An 18,788-nucleotide genomic window follows, 5' to 3' on the forward strand; every position below is an offset into this window, starting at 1 on the left:
AGGAAACCATCAACCCATGAAGCGAACCATCGTCGGTGTCGCCGTGGTCGCCGGTGCGCTGCAGCTCGCCGTCGCCGCGCCCGCGCAGGCGGCGCAGAACATCGATCCGGTGAAGGTGCTCAAGTCCGAGCTGGCGCGGGGCAAGGGCGTCAACGTACGGGCCACGGCGAGGGTGACGTACTCGGCGGGCGAGTACATCTCCTCGACGCTCGACGGGACCGTCGAGTTCGACGCGCGCGGCGCGCGGGCGGCCGACACGAGCCAGAACCTGAGCTACAGCAAGAGCCTGCTCGCCAAGATGGCGAAGGTGAGCCCGCGCGAGATCGAGACGCTGCAGCACTCGCCGGTGCGGGTGCTCTCCTCCGGCCGGGTCAGCTACGTCTCCGGCGCGGTGGTCCAGGACGCCCTGCCCGAGGGGACGAGCTGGGTGCGCTACGGCGGCACCGACGTCCCGTCCGGCAACCTGCTGCTCGACGTCTTCGAGCCCGCCACGCTCAAGGCGCTCATGGACCACCGCGCGTCCTGGAGCGGCGGCGTGGTGAAGGGCACGATCAAGCCGCACGAGCTGGCCAGGGCGTCGGCCTCGTTCGTCGCCCGCTACGGCGAGCAGTGGATGAAGAGCCGTCCCGGCAGGATCTCCTACGCGCTGCGCCTCAGCGCGGGCGGCCGGGTGGAGCGCGTGTCGGTGACGGGTGAGCTGCCCTACGACAAGGGCTCGGTGCGGGTCCAGTCGGACACGACCTACACCGAGTGGGGCCGCCAGGTGACGGTCCTGCTGCCGCTGCGCGGCGAGGTCATCGACCAGCCGGAGGTCAAGGACGAGGTGCCGGCGCAGGCCCCCGCCCTCTGGAGCTGATCCCCGGTCAGAGCGCCGCGGCGGCCGCCGCGAGTGCGGCCTGGGCGTCCGTGACGGGCGCGCCGTGGCCGACGCAGGCGAGCCGGGCGTCGATCTCGGCGAGCCTGCGGAAGGACCGCAGCATCTCGTCGCGGTCGAGGTTGAACACGCCCGGCATGACCTGACCGCCGACGTGCGCCACCGTGTCGCCGGTGAACAGCACCCCCGGGCCGGGCAGGTGGACGGCGATGCTGCCGTCGGTGTGCCCCGGGGTGTGGATCACCCGCGCGCCGCCGCCGAAGTCGATCACGTCGCCGTCCTCCAGCTCGCGGTCCACCCGGCAGGCGGGCGCGGGAGGCAGCAGGTGGGCTCCCAGCTCCCGGTGGAGGACCCGTTCCTGATCCGTGAACCGCGGCGGGGGCGCGGGCCGCTCGCCGCGGATCACCGGCGCCTCCAGCCGGTGGGCCAGCACGGTGACCTCACCCCATCCGCTGATCTCGGCCGCCCCTCCGGCGTGGTCCTCGTGGAAGTGGGTGAGCACCACCCGCCTGACGTCCTCCGTGCGGTGGCCGAGGTCGCGGAGCGCGGTCGCGACGGCGGCGGCGGAGGTGGCGACGCCGGTGTCGACGAGGGTCAGCTCGCCCCCGTCGTCCCACAGGTAGACCTGGCCGAAGTCCGGCAGCAGCAGGTGCAGCTCGGAGCTGAGCCGCTCGATCCTCATCATGACGCCAGCCAACCGGGGCAGGGCCGGCGGCGTCCAACAACGGTTCCCGCGCATTGACAACTGCTGGTTGTCGCTGCAGGCTCGGCGCGTGGAGCCGGACATCGAGGGGCTGCGCGCGTTCGTCGTCGCCGCCGAGGAGTCGCACTTCGGGCGGGCCGGCGCGCGGCTGTTCCTCACCCAGCAGGCGTTGTCGAAGCGGATCCGCCGGCTGGAGGACGCGCTGGGCACCCCGCTGTTCCGGCGCACGACGCGGGCGGTGGAGCTGAGCGAGGCGGGGCGGCGGCTGCTGCCGGAGGCGGTCGAGGCGGTCGCCGCGTTCGACCGGGCGGTGCGCTCCGTGCGCGCCGAGGACGAGCCGCTGCGGGTGGACGTCTACGACGAGCGGTTCACGCCGCTGCGGCTGGTGCGTGGGGCGAGCGAGCGCGACCCGCGCGTACGCATCGAGCTGAGCATGCGCCAGGGGCTCTCGATGGCGCTGCCCGCGCTGCGGCGGCAGGAGATCGACGCGGCGTTCGGGCGGGTGCACGGGACGCCGGGGCCGTGGCCGGAGGAGCTGGCGTACCGGCTGGTGCACCTGGAGCCGCTGCACGCGTTCGTGCCCGAGGACCACCGGCTGGCGGGCCTCGGCGTGCTGCGCCCGGCCGATCTGCGGGAGGCCGGCATCGCGATGCCCGACCCGGCGGGCGCGGCCGAGTGGCGCGACTACCTGGAGCGGCTGGCCGCGCGGCTCGGCGTGCCGCTGCGGTTCAACGCGCCCGCCATCGGCGTACGGCACCTGGTGGAGCAGTTCCTGGCCGAGAAGGCGGCGGTGGGGCTGGGGGAGGCCGCCATCGACGTGACGGGCAGCGGGCTGCGCCGGATCCCGATCGTCCAGCCGACGCCGCTCATGCCCTGGTCGGTGGTGTGGCACCGGCGCAACCCGCGCCCCCTGCTGCGGGCGATGCTGCGGCAGCTGCGCGGGTGCGCGCCGCCCGCGCGGCTCGACCCGGAGGTGTGGCTGCCGGAGCCGGACCTGGCGCGCTGAAGCCCGTCGGCTCCGGCGTTCTCTGTACGAAGATATATCGTTCGATATAGCATCCGACTCATGATGATGAACGCGCGCCGCGCCTCCGGCGGGTACGGACCCACCGGGCGCTTCTTCGGACCCGGCGAGCTGCGCCTCGCCGTGCTCGCGCTGATCGCCGAGCGGCCCGGCCACGGCTACGACGTCATGAGCCGCCTGTCCGACCGCTTCAACGGCACCTACGAGCCGAGCGCCGGCTCCATCTACCCCACGCTCCAGCTCCTGGAGGACGAGGGCCTGGTCCGCGTCGAGCAGGACGAGGGCCGCAAGGTCCACCACGTCACCGACGACGGCCGCAGGGCCGTCGAGGAGCAGGCCGACGAGATCGAGCGGCTGTGGGGCCGGGCGGCCAGCAGGGGCGAGTGGGGCATGTTCCGCGACCCCCAGGCCGCCGAGATCGTCGCCCCCGCCCTGCGCCTGGTGAAGGCCGCGGTCAAGGCGCTGGCCCACACCCACGGCGATCCGCAGGTGGTCGAGCGCATCCAGCAGATCTTCGTGGAGGCCCGTCACCGCGTCGAGGAGCTGGACCCGAGGAGGGGGCGATGACCACGGCCAGGAAGAGCGTGGCCAGGCGGCTGCTCGGCCGCGTGTTCGTGGAGGGCGAGATCCTGGAGGTCGAGGAGGTGGCCCCGCGCATGCGCCGGATCAGGATCGGCGGCGAGGGCCTGGCCGCCCTCGCGTACGTGCCGGGCCAGCACGTGCGCGTGCTCATCGGCGACGGCGGCGGCCTGGTGGGCGGGGTGCTGCGGACGTACTCGGTGTGGTGGTACGACCCGAGCTGGGAGGCCCTGGACCTGATCGGGCTCGACCACGGCGGCGACGCCCCCGGCGCCGTCTGGGTGCGCGACGCCGCGCCGGGACAGGAGGTCGTCTTCATGCGCCCCGAGGGCGGCTTCGTGCTGCGCGAGGACGCCCCCTACCACCTGTTCGCGGGGGAGGAGACGGCGTCGGTCGCGTTCGGGGCGATGCTGCGGGCCCTGCCGCCGGAGGCGGCCGCGTACGGCGCCGTGGAGGCCGAGCGGCCCGGCGACCACCTGGGCCTGCCGCGGGAGCTGACCCGGGTGTGCCGCGAGGGTGCGTCTGCGGCCGGCTCGCGGGTCCTGGTCGACGCCGTACGGGCGCTGGACCTGCCGGACGAGCCGGGCTTCGCCTACCTGGCGGGGGAGGCCCGCACGATCCAGGCGGTCCGCGCCCATCTGGTGGACGAGCGCGGCTGGAGCCGCAGGGACGTGCGGACGAAGCCGTTCTGGACGCCGGGCCGCCGCGGCCTCGACTGACGGCGCCCCTGGCTCTCCTCGATAAAAATACCGGTATAGTTATCGCCACGCCGACCGGTGAACGACGAGGAGGGGCCGTGATCGAGCTGAAGAGCGCCGGGGAGATCGACGCGATGCGCGAGGCGGGACGGGTGGTGGCCGCCGTGCACGCGGCGGTGCGCGACCAGGCCGCCGTGGGCGTGACGCTCAGGCGACTCGACGAGGTGGCGCGGACCGTCATCGAGGAGGCCAAGGCCGGGGCGTCGTTCCTGGGCTACCACCCGTCGTTCGGCGCGACGCCGTACCCGGGGGTCATCTGCACCTCGGTCAACGGGACGATGCTGCACGGGCTGCCGACGGCCTACCGGCTGCGCGACGGTGACCTCATCAGCGTGGACTGTGGCGCGATCGTGGACGGCTGGCACGCCGACGGCACCGTGAGCTTCACCGTCGGCACGCCACGCGCCGAGGACCTCAAGCTCATCCAGGTCGCCGAGGAGACGCTGGCCGCCGGCATCAGGGCGGCCGTGCCCGGCGGCCGGATGGGCGACATCGGCCACGCGATGTCCACCGTCGGGCGCGGCGCCGGCTACGGCATGCAGAACGACTTCGCCGGCCACGGCATCGGCCGGGCCATGCACGAGACGCCGTTCGTGCCGAACGAGGCCCGCGCCGGGCGGGGGCTGCGGCTGCGCCCGGGGCTGGTGATCGCGATCGAGCCGAGCCTGATGGCGGGCGGCGGCGACGACTACTACATGGCCGAGGACGGCTGGTCGGTGTGCTCGGGGGACGGCAGCCGCAGCGTCCACGTGGAGCACACCGTGGCCGTGACGGCCGACGGGCCCGTGGTCCTGACCCTTCCCTAAGCGGGGGTCAGCGAAGGGCCTGATGTCTCTCCGTAGCGCGCATGGTCGCGTCAAGGACGGCAGGGATCGGCATCGCTTCGCCCGGAGCGGGTGTTTACCCTGGTCAAGGGTGAGATCGCTGGCGTTTGGTGCAAGAGGCCGTAGGGCAGATCTCTTCCCGGCAGCTACGGAGAGTAGTCGATAGGCATCAGAGGAGATACAAATGTACAGAGCAGGACTTGTCCTTGCCGGCCTCGTCGGCGGGATGGTTGTGTTCGGCGGCTCCGCGCTGGCGGCAACCAGTGGCTATGGCCCCGGCGGCTACGGCCCCGGCCACGGCCCCAGTTATGAGTGGGAGAGCGGCCAGTTCAACAACTTCGGCGACGACCGTGACCTCCTCGACCTGGACCTCCTGAACGGCCTCCTGGGCCAGGCGCTCAGCTGACGCCCTACGAGTCGTAAGCAGGGGCCCATCCTGAGGATGGGCCCCTTCGCTTTGTCCTGGGCCGGTGGGCGGGCCCGGCCGCGGTCCTATGCGGGGGGAGGCGCGGCCGAGCCCGCAGGGAGGGGAGCGCCGTGGGCGTGCGGTGGGTAACCGGCTCAAGGGTGAGGCCGGTGAAGGCCCGGGCGCTCCCGTGGTCCTCGGTGGGCTGTCCTGAGAAGGGATTCTGGTTCTCGGATGTCGGTCATGTCCTGAAAAGTCGGCCGATATCTGGAGCTCCAGGTAAACCCGCGCGCCCCCCTGGGCGTCAGGGGATCAGCACTGGACGGGCTTCAGCCACGAGCACTCCAGGTCGCCCGCCTGCCCCTCGGCCGCCGAGCGGAGCTGGGCCGGGGCGTCGACGGCGGCCGCGCGGGTGAACTGCGCGAGCCGTACCGCGATCTTGTCCTCGATGTCCTTCGGCGAGCCCGACAGGTACTGGTTCAGCATGATCGAGAAGACCAGCGGCTCGCCGTCGGCGCTGGTGACGTAGCCCGACAGGGACGTCACGCCGGTCAGGGAGCCGGTCTTCGCGTGCACGTTGCCCGCGGCGGGGGTGCCCCGCATCCGGCTGCGCAGGGTGCCGCCCACGAAGCGGTCGGCGTCGCCGGCGATGGGCAGGGCCGCGTACCAGGTGGGGAACCACGGCTTGCCGCGTACGGAGGTCAGGAGCTGGACGATCGAGCCGGGCGAGAACCCGTCGCGGCGCGACAGCCCGGAGCCGTCCCGCATGTTGATGACCTGCACGCCGTTCGCCTTGGCGAAGTCGGTGGCGACCTTGAGCCCGGCCGACCACGTGCCCTGGCCGGCGGCCTTGCGGCCCATGGCCTTGGTGAGGATCTCGGCGTGGATGTTGTTGCTCAGCTTCATGAAGGGCACCAGCAGCTCGCCCAGCGTCATCGACTCGTGCCGGGCCAGCTCCTTGGCCCCGTCGGGCGCGGCCCCCGTGGCGGTCGCGCCGAGCACCTTCACGCCGTGCTTGGCGAGCGACGCGCGGAACAGCGTCGAGACGTAGGCGGTCGGGTCGTCCACGGCCACCCACTCCTGGTACGGGTCCGCCACCGTGCCGGTGATGACGACCGTACGGGTGCCGTGCTGGCGCTCGATGAGCACGTCGGTCTCGGCGCCCGCCGTGGCCTTGTTGACGATCTTCAGGTAGTCGGTCTCGGGCGTCGTGGAGACCTTGACCTTGCCGCCGTCGGCGGCCACGGAGACGATCACCGATCCGGCGTCGTAGTCGCGGTCGGGCGAGGCGGTCAGCGCGGAGATCGGGGCCGCGTAGTAGGCGGTCTCGTCGTCCCAGGCCCAGTCGTTGCCGAGCCGCTGGGAGTCGAACCAGGTGTCGTCGGCCACGAGGCGGCCGGTGACGACCTTGACGCCGGCCGCGGCCACCTTGGCGGCGAGAGCGTCGTAGTCCTCGGCCAGCATGGTCGGGTCGCCGGTGCCGCGCAGCACGAGGTCGCCGGCGAGGACCGAGCCCGCCTTGCGGCCCGTGTTCAGCACGGTGGTCGGGAAGCGGTAGTCGAGGCCGAGGGTCTCCACCGCGGCGGCCGAGGTGAACAGCTTGGTGTTGGACGCCGGGATGAGCTGCTTGCCGGCGTCGGTGGCGTACAGCTCCTCGCCGGTGGAGGCGCTCTTCACCACGACGCCCGCGCGGGCGATGGTGAGCCGGGAGTCGCTGAGTATCTGGTTGAGGTCCTGGGTGAGGTCGGCCACGCCGGCCGTGGGGTCCAGGGCGACGGCGGGTGAGGACGGGCTGGACGCCCACGCGAGGGACGCGACGAGCGCGCCCGCGACGAGGGAGGCTGAGGTGCGCCGCATGGGGTCTCCAAAGAAGACTGGGGGATCGCCTGAGAGCATGGATCAGCGCAGACAGCCTGTAATCCGCAAAATTCCGTATTTATCGATCAGGCTCGGCCGGCCGGGAAGCCGGTCAGCTGCTCGGCACCCCGGACGTCAGCAGGAAACCGCAGTCCCCGAAGGACACCTCGTCGCCCGGCGTCACCCGCGCCGGCCCCACCAGCCGCCAGCCGTTGAGCCGGGTGCCGTTCAGCGACCCGAGGTCGACCAGCACCCACCGGCCCTCGTCGTCGCGCCGCAGCTCGGCGTGGACCCGGGAGACGGTCAGGTCGGACAGCACGAGGTCGCAGGCCGAGCCCCGCCCCACGACGTAACGCACCCGCTCGTCGTCGGGCAGCGCGAGCCGGGGCAGCCGGGGCCGCCGCCAGGCGGACTGCAGCTTGGTGGTGAACTCCGACACCGACGACACCGCGTCGGTCAGCCGCTGACGTAACGTGGGCCGCTTCGGCAGGTCGGCCACCAGCTCGTCGAGCTCGTGCTGACTGCGGGCGCGCAGCGCCTGGTCGACGCGGCCGACGAAGGTGTCGTGGGAGATGCGGCCCTCCACCGCGCGGACCTTGAGCTCGTCGATCGCACGGTCGCGTTCCCCGTCGGAGGCGCGGAAGGGTGGATGGGTCGAGCTCATGTAGCGAGTATCGGCCTCAACCTCGGTTCGTGTCCAGAATACGCCGAATCGGGTGCCGCGCTCGGGTTCACGCGTCCGCGGGCGGCGCGACGGGAGGCGTGAGCCGGTACTTCAGCGTCACCAGCACCGACGCGAAGATGATCAGCGCGGGGATGGCGGTCTGCCCGATCAGCACGGCCGTCACGGCGCTGTCCGGCTGCTGAACGGGCGTGTCCGGCTGGGACTCGACGAAGCCGCCGATCGACAGGACGACACCGAAGATCAGCGCGCCGAACGAGCTGACGCCGCTCTCGATGGCCGTCCAGAGCCCGGTGAGCACGCCCGCGCGCCGCTTGCCGGTCTCGGCGGCGTCCACGGCGATGACGTCGGCCAGCATGGAGAACTGCAGCAGCTGCAGCCCGGCGTACCCGACGCCGACGAACAGGATCGTCACGTGCGCCCACAACGCCCCGAACAGCGGCGTGGCCATGGCCGCCGCCGTCCCCGCGGCGAACAGCGAGGCCGCCAGCACCATCGCCCCCCGCTTGTCGAAGCGCCTGGCGAGGCGCACCCACAGCGGCATGGTCAGCAGGATCGGGCCCACGAGCGCGGCGAAGAGCGTCTGCGTGGCCTTCGGATCGCCGATCGTGTACGTGGCGAAGTACGGCGCGGCGGCCAGCATCATGCTCACCGCCAGCATCTGCGTGCAGGCCAGCACGGTCAGCCAGAGGAACGGCCGATTGCCCTTGATCGCGGCGAGCTGTTCGCGCCAGTCGCCCCGGTCGGCCTCCGGCGCGCCGGTCATGGGGGCGCGGGCGGTGCCGAAGAAGGAGCCGAGCATGGCGAGCAGCAGGATGACCGCGATGGTGAGCGCCATCGTCCGGTAGCTGCCCAGCGTCCCGTGCTCGCCCTCGCCGGTGGCGATGGCGGGGGCGAGCACGCCGCTGATCGCGGTGGCCACGCCGATGAAGACCATGCGCCACTGCAGCAGCGAGGTGCGCTCGTGGTAGTCGTGCGTCATCTCGCCGGGCATGGCCTTGTACGGCACCTCGAACAGCGCGTACGCCGTCGCCGTGGCGAGGAAGCACACCGCGACGTAGGCGGCGGCGGGCACCCCCGTCAGCGGCGGCCCCGCGAAGACCAGGAAGAACGCGACCGGCAGCGTGCAGGCCCCGGCGAGCAGCCACGGCCGGCGCGGGCCCCAGCGCGAGACGGTCCGGTCGGACCACCGCCCGACCAGCGGGTTGATGACCAGGTCCCAGACCTTGGGCGCGGTGACCACCACGCCGGCCAGCCACGCGGGCACGGCCAGGAAGTTGGTCATGTAGTAGAGCAGCAGCAGCCCCGGCACGGCGTTGACCGTGGCCGTGCAGAAGGAGCCGACCCCGTAGCCGAGGCGCACGCCCCGGGGAACCGTGGCCGCGACCGGTGTGATCATCCCCACATTAGAGCCGAGCAACGGCTTGTTTGGGGAGACCCATTCGGCCGGCGGCGGCAGGAGAATCCCGCCGCCGCAGGTCAGTCGTGCGCGTCGGCGCGCACAGGTCAGTCGTGCGCGTCGGCGCGCACAGGTCAGTCGTGCGCGTCGCCGCGCACAGGTCAGTCGCGCACGTCGCCGCGCACAGGTCAGTCGCGCACGTCGGCGCACACCACGTGCGCGCCGATCTCGATCATCCGGCGCTCGCTGCGCGCGTCGGCCACCCGGGCCATGAGGATGGGCGCGCCGCTGGCCGCGAACTGCGGCAGCCGGGCCCGCACCAGGCGGTGCAGGTCGCGTACGACGTCCTCGGCGGCCGACATGTGGACCTTGACGTGCAGCATGATCCCGGTGGCCCCGGAGGCGGTGCTCGCCTCGGAGATCCACACGTGGTGCACGAGCGGGAAGTCCATGAGCAGCTGCGCGATCGCCTGCCGCAGCGCGGGCAGGATGGGATGGGTGCACCTGCGGTAGCCGGGGTCCACCTGCTGCATCGGGCCCGACAGGTGCGGCCTCGGCGCGGGCACCCACGGGAACGACGGCGCCTGCGGAGCCGGCGGGGCGACCTGGGCCAGCGCGGCACCCCGCGACACGGTGGCCATCGCGCCCGTCGCGTAGGCGGCGGGGGCCGCCCCGGACAGGACGGGCGTGGGCCCGGTCCGCGTCGTGGTGAGGAAGCGCTGGAGATCGTCGATGGGCACGGCCGCGGCGGCTGGTCCGGCCGCGTCGATCACGATCTCCCGCACGCCCGTGACGCGCTGGATGTCCAGGATGGTGTCGGCGTCGCACGCCGACAGGGAATGGCTGCCACGGTGCCGGGCGTAGGTGGTCGCGCTGGTGTAGCCGAGCAACACGCGGTCGCCGGCCTGGGTCGTCCCGAGGACGACCGAACGGTCAGGGCGCACTGCCACCAGGACGCCACCGTCGGCGAGGGCGCCCAGCAGCCGGTGGGGCGTGCCATGCTGGGCGAGAACGTCGGCAAGCGCAGGATTCCCGATGCTCATATGACGAACCATAGGTAGTCGGCCACGGCTTATCAGGCTAATGGCGAATAAATCTCCCGATCAAGACGAAGATGGCCCCGGAGTGGGTGACTTTGTCCTCTACCGGGTAGCCGCCCGTCCGTCTCACATGGTGGGTCTCTCGTGAATGCGTTCACAAGCGCCGGTTAGACTCGGTAGGACCGCCGGGGGATCCATGGACGTGTCCCCCTCATGACTCGCCGGAAGCCCCTAAGGATTCACCTGTGAACAAGCCCGTCGTACTGGTCGCTGAGGAGCTGTCCGAGGCCGGCCTCGCCGTTCTCGGCGCCGATTTCGAGGTCCGCCACACCGACGGCGCCGACCGTTCCCAGCTCCTGCCCGCCCTCGCCGACGTGGACGCCCTCATCGTGCGCTCCGCGACGCAGGTCGACGCCGAGGCCATCGCCGCGGCGCCCAAGCTGCGCGTGGTCGCCCGCGCGGGCGTCGGGCTCGACAACGTCGACGTCGAGGCGGCCACCAAGGCCGGTGTCATGGTCGTCAACGCGCCGACCTCCAACATCACCAGCGCCGCCGAGCAGACCGTCGCCCTCATCCTGGCCAGCGCGCGCAACACCGCCCAGGCGCACGCCGCGCTGAAGAACGGGGAGTGGAAGCGGTCCAAGTACACCGGCGTCGAGCTGGACGAGAAGGTCGTCGGCATCCTCGGCTTCGGCAAGATCGGCCAGCTCGTGGCGCAGCGGCTGGCGCCGTTCGGCGTCGAGATCATCGCCTACGACCCCTACCTGCCGCCGGCCCGCGCCGCGCAGCTCGGCGTCAAGCTGGTGAGCCTCGACGAGGTGTTCAAGCAGGCCGACTTCATCACCGTGCACCTGCCGAAGACCAAGGAGACCCTCGGGCTCATCGGCGACGAGGCGCTGCACAAGGTCAAGCCGAGCGTGCGCATCGTCAACGTCGCCCGCGGCGGCATCGTGGACGAGGCCGCGCTCTACTCCGCGATCAAGGAGGGCCGCGTCGCCGGCGCCGGCCTCGACGTCTTCGCCAAGGAGCCCTGCACCGACAGCCCGCTGTTCGAGCTCGACCAGGTCGTCGTCACGCCGCACCTCGGCGCCTCCACCCACGAGGCCCAGGAGAAGGCCGGCACCCAGGTCGCGCGGAGCGTGAAGCTGGCGCTCGCGGGCGAGTTCGTGCCGGACGCGGTCAACGTCCAGGGCGGCGCCGTCGCCGAGGACGTCAAGCCGGGCCTGCCGCTGGCCGAGAAGCTGGGCCGGGTGTTCACCGCGCTGGCCGGCGAGGTCGCCACCAAGCTCGACGTCGAGGTGCGCGGCGAGATCGCCTCCCAGGACGTGCGGGTCATCGAGCTGGCCGCGCTCAAGGGCGTCTTCGCCGACGTCATCGAGGAGCAGGTCACCTACGTCAACGCGCCGCTGCTGGCCAAGGACCGCGGCGTCGCCGTCGAGCTGATCACCAGCTCCGAGAGCCCCGACTGGCGCAACGTGGTGACCGTACGCGGCGTGCTGGCCGACGGCCGCCAGGTCTCGGTGTCGGGCACGCTGTCCGGTCCCCGCCAGATCACCAAGATCGTCGAGGTCAACGGCTACGAGATGGAGATCGAGCCGACGGCGCACCTCGCGTTCTTCACCTACGCCGACCGTCCCGGCATCGTCGGCGTGGTCGGCCGCCTGCTCGGCGAGCACGGCGTCAACATCGCCTCCATGCAGGTGGCCCGCGACGTCAAGGGCGGCAAGGCGCTCATCGCGCTGACCGTCGACTCGGCGATCCCGGCCGACATCGTCGACCAGATCGTGGCCGAGATCGGCGCAGAGAGCGGCCGTTCTGTGGACCTGGAGGACTGACACTCCCCGCCTCGCGCGAAAGGCCGCCGCCCGGATCGGGCGGCGGCCTTTTCGTCGTCTCAGCTGTCTCAGCATGCGGGATGCTAGGACATCCAACGAGATTCCTCGGTTAACGTGGAAGCACATGCGCCAGGTGCTCGTACTCATTACCTGCCGCGGCGAGGCCTGTTAGGGCAGGTCGGCGACTCGCCGCGGTGAACGGCGTCGCGTCGGCCGGTAAGTCCCTCCCGTCAGTAACGCCTCCTCGCGAAACGAGTTGACGATCATGTACGAGATGTACGCCTGGAACCGTGCGGAAGACCACAAGGACGAGGCCGCCGAGGCCCTGCAGACCGCGCTGGACCGCCGCGACAACGGCGGCGCCCCGCAGGAGTCCGGCCGGTAGGGCCCCGGCTCACCCATCAGGGACGTCGGTCAGAGCACCGACGCGACGGGCATGGGCGGTGCCGGCTCCTCCTGCCGCTCCGCCCACTCCCGTACGCCCTTGCGGTCGGGCCGGACGCCGCCGACGAAGACGCTCCTGCGCCAGCTCGACAGCTTTTCCTCCTTGATGACGTCGCCGGTGCGGGGCGCGTGCACCATGTAGCCGGGCCGGGAGATCATCCCGACGTGGCCGAGGTTGCTGAAGAAGACCAGGTCGCCGGGCTTGAGGTGGTTCCAGGAGACCTTCTTGTCGAATGCCGCGTACTGGTCGGCGGCGACGCGGGGCAGCTGGATCCCCGCCTTCTGGTACGCCCGGAGCATGAGGCCCGAGCAGTCGTACCCGCCCCTGCCGGTCCCGCCCCATAGGTACGGGATGCCCTGTTTTTTCAGGGCGAAGTTCAGCGCGATCTTCCAGGCGGGCCTGCTCTGCCGGTCCCGGATCTTCTTGAGTTCCGGACCGGTGAGCGTGGTGGTGAGTGCGCGCTGGTCGAGGGTTTCGGCCTTGGGCGCGCGGTCGGGGTTGTTCTCGTCGGGGGTGGAGGCCTGGGCGGGGGAGGCGAGCACGGCGAGGCCGGTCGCGCCCGCCGCCACGAGAATGGCGATGCGAGACAGGGGACTGTCCTTCCATACGGCCGACCGGGTTAGCTGACGGGCTCGGGCTTGGAAGCAGCCCTACGGCGCATGCCGATTCGCCCCTGGGGGAGAGTGGGTCCCCGGCTCCACGCGAACCGCCGCGTGGATTAGGCAGGGCACGGACGCTAACGAATCGGTCAAAAGATCGCAAATGTTCACAAATCGGACTTCTCGTGAACAGTCCGAGAAATGAGACCGGGTGTTCGTCAGGCGAGACGAGCCGGTAAGGTACCGGCATGGAGTCGCGTAACATCCGCTTGGCCGTCATCCCCGGCGATGGCATCGGCACCGAGGTCGTCACCGAAGGGCTCAAGGTCCTCGAAGCCGTCGGCACGAAGATCGAGCCCACGCACTACGACCTGGGCGCGGCGCGATACCACCGCACCGGCGAGACGCTGCCCGACTCGGTGCTGCAGGAGCTGCGCGGCTACGACGCGATCCTGCTCGGCGCGGTGGGCGACCCCAGCGTGCCGCCGGGCATCCTGGAGCGCGACCTGCTGCTGCGGCTGCGCTTCGAGTTCGACCACTACGTCAACCTGCGCCCGGTCAAACTCTTCCCCGGCGTCGAGACCCCGCTGGCCGACACCACGGCCGAGGACATCGACATGATCGTGGTCCGCGAGGGCACCGAGGGCCTCTACGCGGGCACCGGCGGCGCCATGCGGCGCGGCACGCCGCACGAGATCGCCACCCAGGAGTCGCTCAACACCGCCCACGGCGTCGAGCGCGTCGTCCGCTACGCCTTCGACAAGGCCCAGAGCCGCCCGCGCAAGAAGCTGACGCTGGTCCACAAGACCAACGTCCTCACCTTCGCCGGCGACCTGTGGCAGCGCACGGTCAACCGGGTGGCCGAGGAATACCCCGAGGTCACCACCGACTACTGCCACATCGACGCGGCGTCGATGTTCTTCGTGACGCAGCCGGGGCGCTTCGACGTCGTCGTCACCGACAACCTGTTCGGCGACATCATCACCGACCTCGGCGCGGCCATCGCGGGCGGCATCGGCCTGGCCGCGAGCGGCAACATCAACCCCGAGCGCACGGCGCCCAGCATGTTCGAGCCGGTGCACGGCAGCGCCCCCGACATCGCGGGCCAGGGCAAGGCCGACCCGACCGCCACCATCCTGTCGGTCGCCATGCTCCTCGACCACCTCGGCCTGAGCGCCGAGGCGGCCAAGGTCGAGCAGGCGGTCGCCGACGACATCGTCGAGCGGCTGACCGGCTGGACCGGCCGCACCACCTCGCAGATCGGCGACGACATCACCGCGCGAGTATCCGGCTAGGGCCGCCTAGCCTCCCCACGCGCCTGGCGGTCCGCACCCGGATCGCCAGGCGCTTTTTGCTGTCCGAAGTGGCCGAATCGCCCAACGGCAGCTTGTCATCCCATATGGCGAGACAATAGGAAGTACTAGCTGCCTTCGGGCAGCACTGCCGCGCTGTAGCGGGTCCACGGACCCTCAGGATTCGGTAGATTTTCGCGAAATCGCAGAGAGAAGGACCATCGTCATGACCATCGCTCAGAAGCTCAGCTTCGACGTGCAGCTATCCGACCACGCTCGCACCGCGGCCGAGCGGGAGCAGGTACTGACGAACCCCGGATTCGGGCAGTCCTTCACCGACCACATGATCATCATCGACTACACCGAGGGTCGCGGCTGGCACGACGCCCGGCTGGCGCCGTACGGGCCGCTCTCGCTCGACCCGGCCACCGCGGTCTTCCACTACGCGCAGGAGCTGTTCGAGGGCCTGAAGGCGTACCGGCAGGCCAACGGCTCCATCGTGATGTTCCGCCCGTACGCCAACGCCGCCCGCTTCAACCGCTCGGCCGCCCGCATGGCCATGCCCGAGCTGCCCGAGGAGACGTTCGTCGAGTCGCTCGAACTCCTCGTCCGCACCGACGAGGAGTGGGTGCCGACCACCGAGGGGCACAGCCTCTACCTGCGGCCCTTCATGATCGCCACGCAGGCGGGGCTCGGGGTCAACTACCCGTCCAGGACCTACTCGTACATGGTCATCGCCTCGCCGGCGGCGTCGTACTTCAGCGGCGGCGTCAAGCCCGTCTCGGTGTGGCTGTCCACCGAGTACACCCGGGCCGCCCCCGGCGGCACCGGCTTCGCCAAGTGCGGCGGCAACTACGCCGCCGCCTTCGTCGCCCAGCGCCAGGCCGTCGAGAACGGCTGCGACCAGGTCGTGTGGCTGGACGCCCAGTCCCACGAGTACGTCGAGGAGATGGGCGGGATGAACCTGTTCTTCGTCTTCGGCAACAAGCTCGTCACGCCCGCGCTGACCGGCACCCTGCTCCCCGGCATCACCCGCGAGTCGATCCTGGAGCTGGCCGGCGACCTCGGCCTGGAGACCGAGGAGCGGCTCATCTCGGTCGACGAGTGGCAGTCGGCGTGCGAGTCGGGCGAGCTGACCGAGGTCTTCGCCTGCGGCACGGCCGCCGTGGTGACCCCGGTCGGCTCGGTCAAGGGCGCAGACCGGGCCTGGACGGTCGCCGACGGCACGCCCGGCCCGGTGACCATGCGGGTGCGCGAGGAGCTGGTCGGCATCCAGTACGGCGCCCGCCCCGACGCGCACGGCTGGGTCCACAAGATCGCCTGACCTCGGGGACCCGCGCCCGTCTCAGTGCTTGGTGATCAGCGTCATGCCGTCGGCGACCGGCAGCATGAGCACGCTCACCCGCGGGTCCTCGATCACCAGGTCGTTGAACTGGCGGATCTCCACCGTGGTCGGCTCGTCGTGGGACGGGTCGGCCACGTGCCCGCGGCGCAGCGTGTTGTCGGCGATGAGCAGCCCGCCCGGCCGCATGCGCTCGATCAGCAGCTCGTAGTAGCCGGGGTAGTTGCCCTTGTCGGCGTCCACGAAGGCCAGGTCGACGGTCTGGTCGAAAGCGGCGAGGGTGTCCAGCGCCGGGCCCAGGGTGAGCGTCACCCGGTCGGCCACCCCGGCCTCCGCCCAGTAGCGGCGCGCGATCGAGGTCCACTCCTCGCTCACGTCGAAGCAGTGCAGCCGGCCGCCCCGCAGGCCCCGGGCGATGCAGATCGACGAGTAGCCGGTGAACGTGCCCACCTCCACGGCCACCTGCGGGGCCATGAGCTGGGTGATCATCGTGAGGAACGTGCCCTGGTCGGGGGAGATCTGCATCCCCGCGCTGTCGCCCGTGACCTCCATGGTCTCCTGGGCCAGTCGCTCCAGCAGGGGGTCGGGCTTGGTCGAGTGCTCGTACACGTAACGCGCCACGGCTGGGGTCAGGAGGTCTGCCTTCATACGGCCATTGTTTCCGTTCCGGTAGGGTCTGCGCGATCGACAAGCTGAGAGTGGGCGAATGATGAAGCGGTTGGTGGCGGTCGCGGTCGCGTGCGCGGTGATCGCGGTGCTCGGTGTGCTGGCGTTCTCCGAGCCGGGCGAGAGCTCGGCCGAGGTGCGGCTGACCCGTCAGCTCGACGGGTCCATGGTGCTGGCGGACCGCGGCGGCGATGCTCCCGTCCTGGATGTCTACGAGGATTTTGACTGCCCGGTCTGCAAGGACATGCACGCCAAGGTCGATCCGACGATCCAGCGGCTGGCGCGTGAGGGCAAGGTCAAGGTCGTCTTCCACGCCGTGACCATCTTCCGCGACGAGCCCATGCGCTCCAACTCCATCCGCGCCGCCGCGGCCGCGCGCTGCGTCCCCGAGTCGAGCTGGCTGGCCTTCCGCGACGAGCTGTACGCGATCCAGCCGGCCCCGCACGGCGTGGCCTCGGGCTTCACCGTCGAGGAGCTGGTCGGGGCGGCGAGGAAGGCGGGCGCGCAGGTGGACAGCTGCGTACGCGACCAGTCGTACGCCGACGCGCACCTGGCCGAGACCGCGAAGGTCCGGTTGGAGGGCACCCCCACGCTGCTGCTGGACGGCAAGCTGCTGGGTGGCGAGGCGTTCGACCCGCAGGCCCTGGAGCATGCCGTCACGGGCGGTGGCGGCGTCACCGTGTAGGCGTCCGAGCAGTGAGATCCTTGTGCCGAATGGTGGAAACGTATGGCAGACTGATGAGCACCATGTTCTACGGTCTGCTCATTATCGGCAGGCGCGCTGGCTGACACAGGGACACCGCCAGCGCGCAGACCTCTCACGTCCGTGAGGGGTCTTTTTGTTTTCCAGGGATCTCCAGAAGGAAGAAGCTCATGGCCGATGACCGGTTCCACGTATATGACACGACACTGCGTGACGGCGCGCAGCAGGAAGGGCTCAACCTGACCGTCGCCGACAAGCTCGCCGTCGCGCGTCACCTGGACGGACTGGGCGTCGGTTTCATCGAGGGCGGCTGGCCCGGAGCCAATCCCAAGGACACCGAGTTCTTCAGGCGTGCTCGCACCGAGCTCGACCTGAAGCACGCGCAGCTCGCCGCGTTCGGCGCGACCCGCCGGGCCGGGGTGAAGGCCGCCGACGACCCCTTGGTGGCCGCATTGCGCGAATCCGGCGCGCCCGTCGTGACCCTTGTCGCCAAGAGTCACGACCGGCATGTCGAACTGGCCCTCCGCACCACGCTGGAGGAGAACCTCGCGATGATCCGCGACACGGTCTCCCACCTGCGTGCGGAGGGCCAGCGGGTCTTCCTGGACGCCGAGCACTTCTTCGACGGCTACAAGTCCAACCCCGCGTACGCGCTGGAGGTGCTGCGCACCGCCGCCGAGGCGGGCGCCGACGTCATCGCGCTGTGCGACACCAACGGCGGCATGCTCCCCGACGAGCTGGCCGACATCGTCCACGAGGCCGTCCAGGCCGGGGCCAGGGTCGGCATCCACTGCCACGACGACACCGGCTGCGCGGTCGCCAACACCCTCGCCGCGGTCCGCGCCGGCGCCACCCACGTGCAGGGCTGCGCCAACGGCTACGGCGAGCGCTCGGGCAACGCCAACCTCTTCACCGTCGTCGCCAACCTGCAGCTCAAGCGCGGCTTCGACCTGGTGCCGCAGGCCGCGCTCGCGGACATGACGCGCATCGCGCACGCCATCACCGAGGTGACCAACGTCACCCCCAACTCGCACGCCCCCTACGTCGGCATGTCCGCCTTCGCGCACAAGGCCGGCCTGCACGCGAGCGCCATCAAGGTCGACCCCAACCTCTACCAGCACATCGACCCGGCCGCCGTCGGCAACGACATGCGCATGCTGGTCTCCGACATGGCCGGTCGCGCCTCCGTCGAGCTCAAGGGCCGCGAGCTGGGCTACGAGCTGACGGGCGAGCACACCAAGGCGCTGGTCGAGCGGGTGAAGGAGCTGGAGTCGCGGGGCTTCACCTTCGAGGCCGCCGACGCCTCCTTCGAGCTGCTGCTGCGCGACACCGTCCACGGCGAGCGCAAGCGCCACTTCGAGGTGGAGTCCTGGCGGGTCATCGTCGAGCGCACCAAGGGCGGCGAGCTGGTCAGCGAGGCCACCGTGAAGGTGCACGCCAAGGGCGAGCGCATCGTGGCGACCGGCGAGGGCAACGGCCCCGTCAACGCCCTCGACAAGGCCGTCCGGCTGGCGCTGGAGCAGCTCTACCCCGAGCTGGCCAAGGTGCAGCTGGTCGACTTCAAGGTCCGCATCCTGGAGGACACCCACGGCACCGACGCGGTCACCCGCGTGCTCATCACCAGCAGCGACGACACCGGCGAGTGGGCCACGGTCGGCGTCGCCGAGAACATCATCGACGCCTCCTGGCAGGCCCTGGAGCAGGCGGTCACGTACGGCCTGCTGCGCGCCGGCCGCGACTGCTGAGCCAGGGGAGTCCGA

At 71.0% G+C, this 18,788-nt stretch carries 18 protein-coding genes and 1 riboswitch; of the genes, 11 read left to right on the forward strand and 7 right to left on the reverse strand.

Annotated elements, in window-relative coordinates; translation table 11 throughout:
* Window positions 1–16: 16 nt before the first annotated feature.
* Window positions 17–856 carry a hypothetical protein gene (locus AC27IY_RS46875; RefSeq protein ID WP_487181891.1) on the forward strand — a complete coding sequence of 280 codons (840 nt, stop codon included), beginning with the start codon at window positions 17–19 and terminating at the stop codon, window positions 854–856.
* A gap of 7 nt (window positions 857–863) precedes the next feature.
* Here AC27IY_RS46875 and AC27IY_RS46880 read toward each other — a convergent pair whose 3' ends face one another.
* On the reverse strand, window positions 864–1,559 hold the full coding sequence (locus AC27IY_RS46880; RefSeq protein ID WP_487181892.1) for an MBL fold metallo-hydrolase: 696 nt from the start codon (window positions 1,557–1,559) through the stop codon (window positions 864–866).
* Window positions 1,560–1,647: 88 nt separating this feature from the next.
* Here AC27IY_RS46880 and AC27IY_RS46885 point away from each other — a divergent pair, with 88 nt between their 5' ends.
* The 5 genes from AC27IY_RS46885 (at window position 1,648) to AC27IY_RS46905 (ending at window position 5,168) form a co-directional block, all read left to right on the forward strand.
* Window positions 1,648–2,583 carry a LysR family transcriptional regulator gene (locus AC27IY_RS46885; protein WP_487181893.1) on the forward strand — a complete coding sequence of 312 codons (936 nt, stop codon included), beginning with the start codon at window positions 1,648–1,650 and terminating at the stop codon, window positions 2,581–2,583.
* A gap of 60 nt (window positions 2,584–2,643) precedes the next feature.
* Complete coding sequence (locus AC27IY_RS46890) at window positions 2,644–3,168, forward strand: PadR family transcriptional regulator (RefSeq protein WP_344206456.1); 525 nt, start codon at window positions 2,644–2,646, stop codon at window positions 3,166–3,168.
* Complete coding sequence (locus AC27IY_RS46895; RefSeq protein ID WP_487181894.1) at window positions 3,165–3,899, forward strand: siderophore-interacting protein; 735 nt, start codon at window positions 3,165–3,167, stop codon at window positions 3,897–3,899. Before AC27IY_RS46890 ends, AC27IY_RS46895 begins: the two co-directional genes overlap by 4 nt.
* Before the next feature lie 77 nt (window positions 3,900–3,976).
* Complete coding sequence (gene map / locus AC27IY_RS46900; protein ID WP_344206458.1) at window positions 3,977–4,744, forward strand: type I methionyl aminopeptidase; 768 nt, start codon at window positions 3,977–3,979, stop codon at window positions 4,742–4,744.
* Between the two features lie 202 nt (window positions 4,745–4,946).
* Window positions 4,947–5,168, forward strand: coding sequence for a hypothetical protein (locus AC27IY_RS46905; protein ID WP_329590521.1), 222 nt, complete (start codon window positions 4,947–4,949; stop codon window positions 5,166–5,168).
* A gap of 312 nt (window positions 5,169–5,480) precedes the next feature.
* Here the strand turns inward: AC27IY_RS46905 and dacB are convergent, their stop codons facing one another.
* From dacB to AC27IY_RS46925, 4 genes are all read right to left on the reverse strand, one after another.
* A complete protein-coding gene (gene dacB, locus AC27IY_RS46910) occupies window positions 5,481–7,025 on the reverse strand; it encodes a D-alanyl-D-alanine carboxypeptidase/D-alanyl-D-alanine endopeptidase (protein ID WP_487181895.1) in 1,545 nt (514 codons plus the stop codon).
* 112 nt (window positions 7,026–7,137) lie between these two features.
* A complete protein-coding gene (locus AC27IY_RS46915) occupies window positions 7,138–7,689 on the reverse strand; it encodes an FHA domain-containing protein (RefSeq protein WP_423446448.1) in 552 nt (183 codons plus the stop codon).
* Window positions 7,690–7,756: 67 nt separating this feature from the next.
* Window positions 7,757–9,106 (reverse strand): MFS transporter, encoded by a 1,350-nt coding sequence (locus AC27IY_RS46920; protein ID WP_487181896.1) that lies wholly within the window; start codon window positions 9,104–9,106, stop codon window positions 7,757–7,759.
* A gap of 188 nt (window positions 9,107–9,294) precedes the next feature.
* Entirely contained in the window at window positions 9,295–10,149 is an 855-nt protein-coding gene (locus AC27IY_RS46925; protein ID WP_344206462.1) for a hypothetical protein, read from the reverse strand.
* Between the two features lie 242 nt (window positions 10,150–10,391).
* Here AC27IY_RS46925 and serA point away from each other — a divergent pair, with 242 nt between their 5' ends.
* Window positions 10,392–11,981 (forward strand): phosphoglycerate dehydrogenase, encoded by a 1,590-nt coding sequence (serA, locus tag AC27IY_RS46930; RefSeq protein ID WP_344206463.1) that lies wholly within the window; start codon window positions 10,392–10,394, stop codon window positions 11,979–11,981.
* Window positions 11,982–12,395: 414 nt separating this feature from the next.
* On the opposite strand, the gene AC27IY_RS46935 is transcribed toward serA, so the two are convergent.
* Window positions 12,396–12,995, reverse strand: coding sequence for a C40 family peptidase (locus AC27IY_RS46935; RefSeq protein WP_449953469.1), 600 nt, complete (start codon window positions 12,993–12,995; stop codon window positions 12,396–12,398).
* A gap of 24 nt (window positions 12,996–13,019) precedes the next feature.
* Window positions 13,020–13,161, reverse strand: a riboswitch (cyclic di-AMP (ydaO/yuaA leader).
* A gap of 112 nt (window positions 13,162–13,273) precedes the next feature.
* Between AC27IY_RS46935 and AC27IY_RS46940 the strand changes: the two genes are divergently transcribed.
* Together AC27IY_RS46940 and AC27IY_RS46945 are read left to right on the forward strand one after the other, a co-directional pair.
* A complete protein-coding gene (locus tag AC27IY_RS46940) occupies window positions 13,274–14,320 on the forward strand; it encodes a 3-isopropylmalate dehydrogenase (protein WP_423446441.1) in 1,047 nt (348 codons plus the stop codon).
* Window positions 14,321–14,543: 223 nt separating this feature from the next.
* Window positions 14,544–15,641, forward strand: coding sequence for a branched-chain amino acid aminotransferase (locus AC27IY_RS46945; protein WP_344206466.1), 1,098 nt, complete (start codon window positions 14,544–14,546; stop codon window positions 15,639–15,641).
* Window positions 15,642–15,662: 21 nt separating this feature from the next.
* Here AC27IY_RS46945 and AC27IY_RS46950 read toward each other — a convergent pair whose 3' ends face one another.
* Window positions 15,663–16,307: an O-methyltransferase gene (locus AC27IY_RS46950; protein WP_487181897.1), complete on the reverse strand. Its 645-nt coding sequence runs from the start codon at window positions 16,305–16,307 to the stop codon at window positions 15,663–15,665.
* A 58-nt stretch (window positions 16,308–16,365) separates the two neighbouring features.
* On the opposite strand from AC27IY_RS46950, the gene AC27IY_RS46955 reads away from it, so the two are divergent.
* Both AC27IY_RS46955 and cimA read left to right on the forward strand, forming a co-directional pair.
* Window positions 16,366–17,010: a DsbA family protein gene (locus tag AC27IY_RS46955; RefSeq protein ID WP_423475415.1), complete on the forward strand. Its 645-nt coding sequence runs from the start codon at window positions 16,366–16,368 to the stop codon at window positions 17,008–17,010.
* Between the two features lie 188 nt (window positions 17,011–17,198).
* Window positions 17,199–18,773 (forward strand): citramalate synthase, encoded by a 1,575-nt coding sequence (cimA, locus tag AC27IY_RS46960; RefSeq protein WP_344206469.1) that lies wholly within the window; start codon window positions 17,199–17,201, stop codon window positions 18,771–18,773.
* The last annotated feature ends 15 nt before the right edge of the window (window positions 18,774–18,788 follow it).

The organism is Nonomuraea sp. B208 (assembly GCF_057536035.1).

Excerpts from the sequence above, each read along its gene's own strand:
- AC27IY_RS46875 (WP_487181891.1), top strand. The coding sequence starts at position 17 with ATGAAGCGAACCATCGTCGGTGTCGCCGTGGTCGCCGGTGCGCTGCAG.
- AC27IY_RS46880 (WP_487181892.1), bottom strand. The coding sequence starts at position 1,559 with ATGATGAGGATCGAGCGGCTCAGCTCCGAGCTGCACCTGCTGCTGCCG.
- AC27IY_RS46890 (WP_344206456.1), top strand. The coding sequence starts at position 2,644 with ATGATGATGAACGCGCGCCGCGCCTCCGGCGGGTACGGACCCACCGGG.
- AC27IY_RS46895 (WP_487181894.1), top strand. The coding sequence starts at position 3,165 with ATGACCACGGCCAGGAAGAGCGTGGCCAGGCGGCTGCTCGGCCGCGTG.
- AC27IY_RS46905 (WP_329590521.1), top strand. The coding sequence starts at position 4,947 with ATGTACAGAGCAGGACTTGTCCTTGCCGGCCTCGTCGGCGGGATGGTT.
- dacB (WP_487181895.1), bottom strand. The coding sequence starts at position 7,025 with ATGCGGCGCACCTCAGCCTCCCTCGTCGCGGGCGCGCTCGTCGCGTCC.
- AC27IY_RS46915 (WP_423446448.1), bottom strand. The coding sequence starts at position 7,689 with ATGAGCTCGACCCATCCACCCTTCCGCGCCTCCGACGGGGAACGCGAC.
- AC27IY_RS46920 (WP_487181896.1), bottom strand. The coding sequence starts at position 9,106 with ATGATCACACCGGTCGCGGCCACGGTTCCCCGGGGCGTGCGCCTCGGC.
- AC27IY_RS46925 (WP_344206462.1), bottom strand. The coding sequence starts at position 10,149 with ATGAGCATCGGGAATCCTGCGCTTGCCGACGTTCTCGCCCAGCATGGC.
- AC27IY_RS46940 (WP_423446441.1), top strand. The coding sequence starts at position 13,274 with ATGGAGTCGCGTAACATCCGCTTGGCCGTCATCCCCGGCGATGGCATC.
- AC27IY_RS46945 (WP_344206466.1), top strand. The coding sequence starts at position 14,544 with ATGACCATCGCTCAGAAGCTCAGCTTCGACGTGCAGCTATCCGACCAC.
- AC27IY_RS46950 (WP_487181897.1), bottom strand. The coding sequence starts at position 16,307 with ATGAAGGCAGACCTCCTGACCCCAGCCGTGGCGCGTTACGTGTACGAG.
- AC27IY_RS46955 (WP_423475415.1), top strand. The coding sequence starts at position 16,366 with ATGATGAAGCGGTTGGTGGCGGTCGCGGTCGCGTGCGCGGTGATCGCG.
- cimA (WP_344206469.1), top strand. The coding sequence starts at position 17,199 with ATGGCCGATGACCGGTTCCACGTATATGACACGACACTGCGTGACGGC.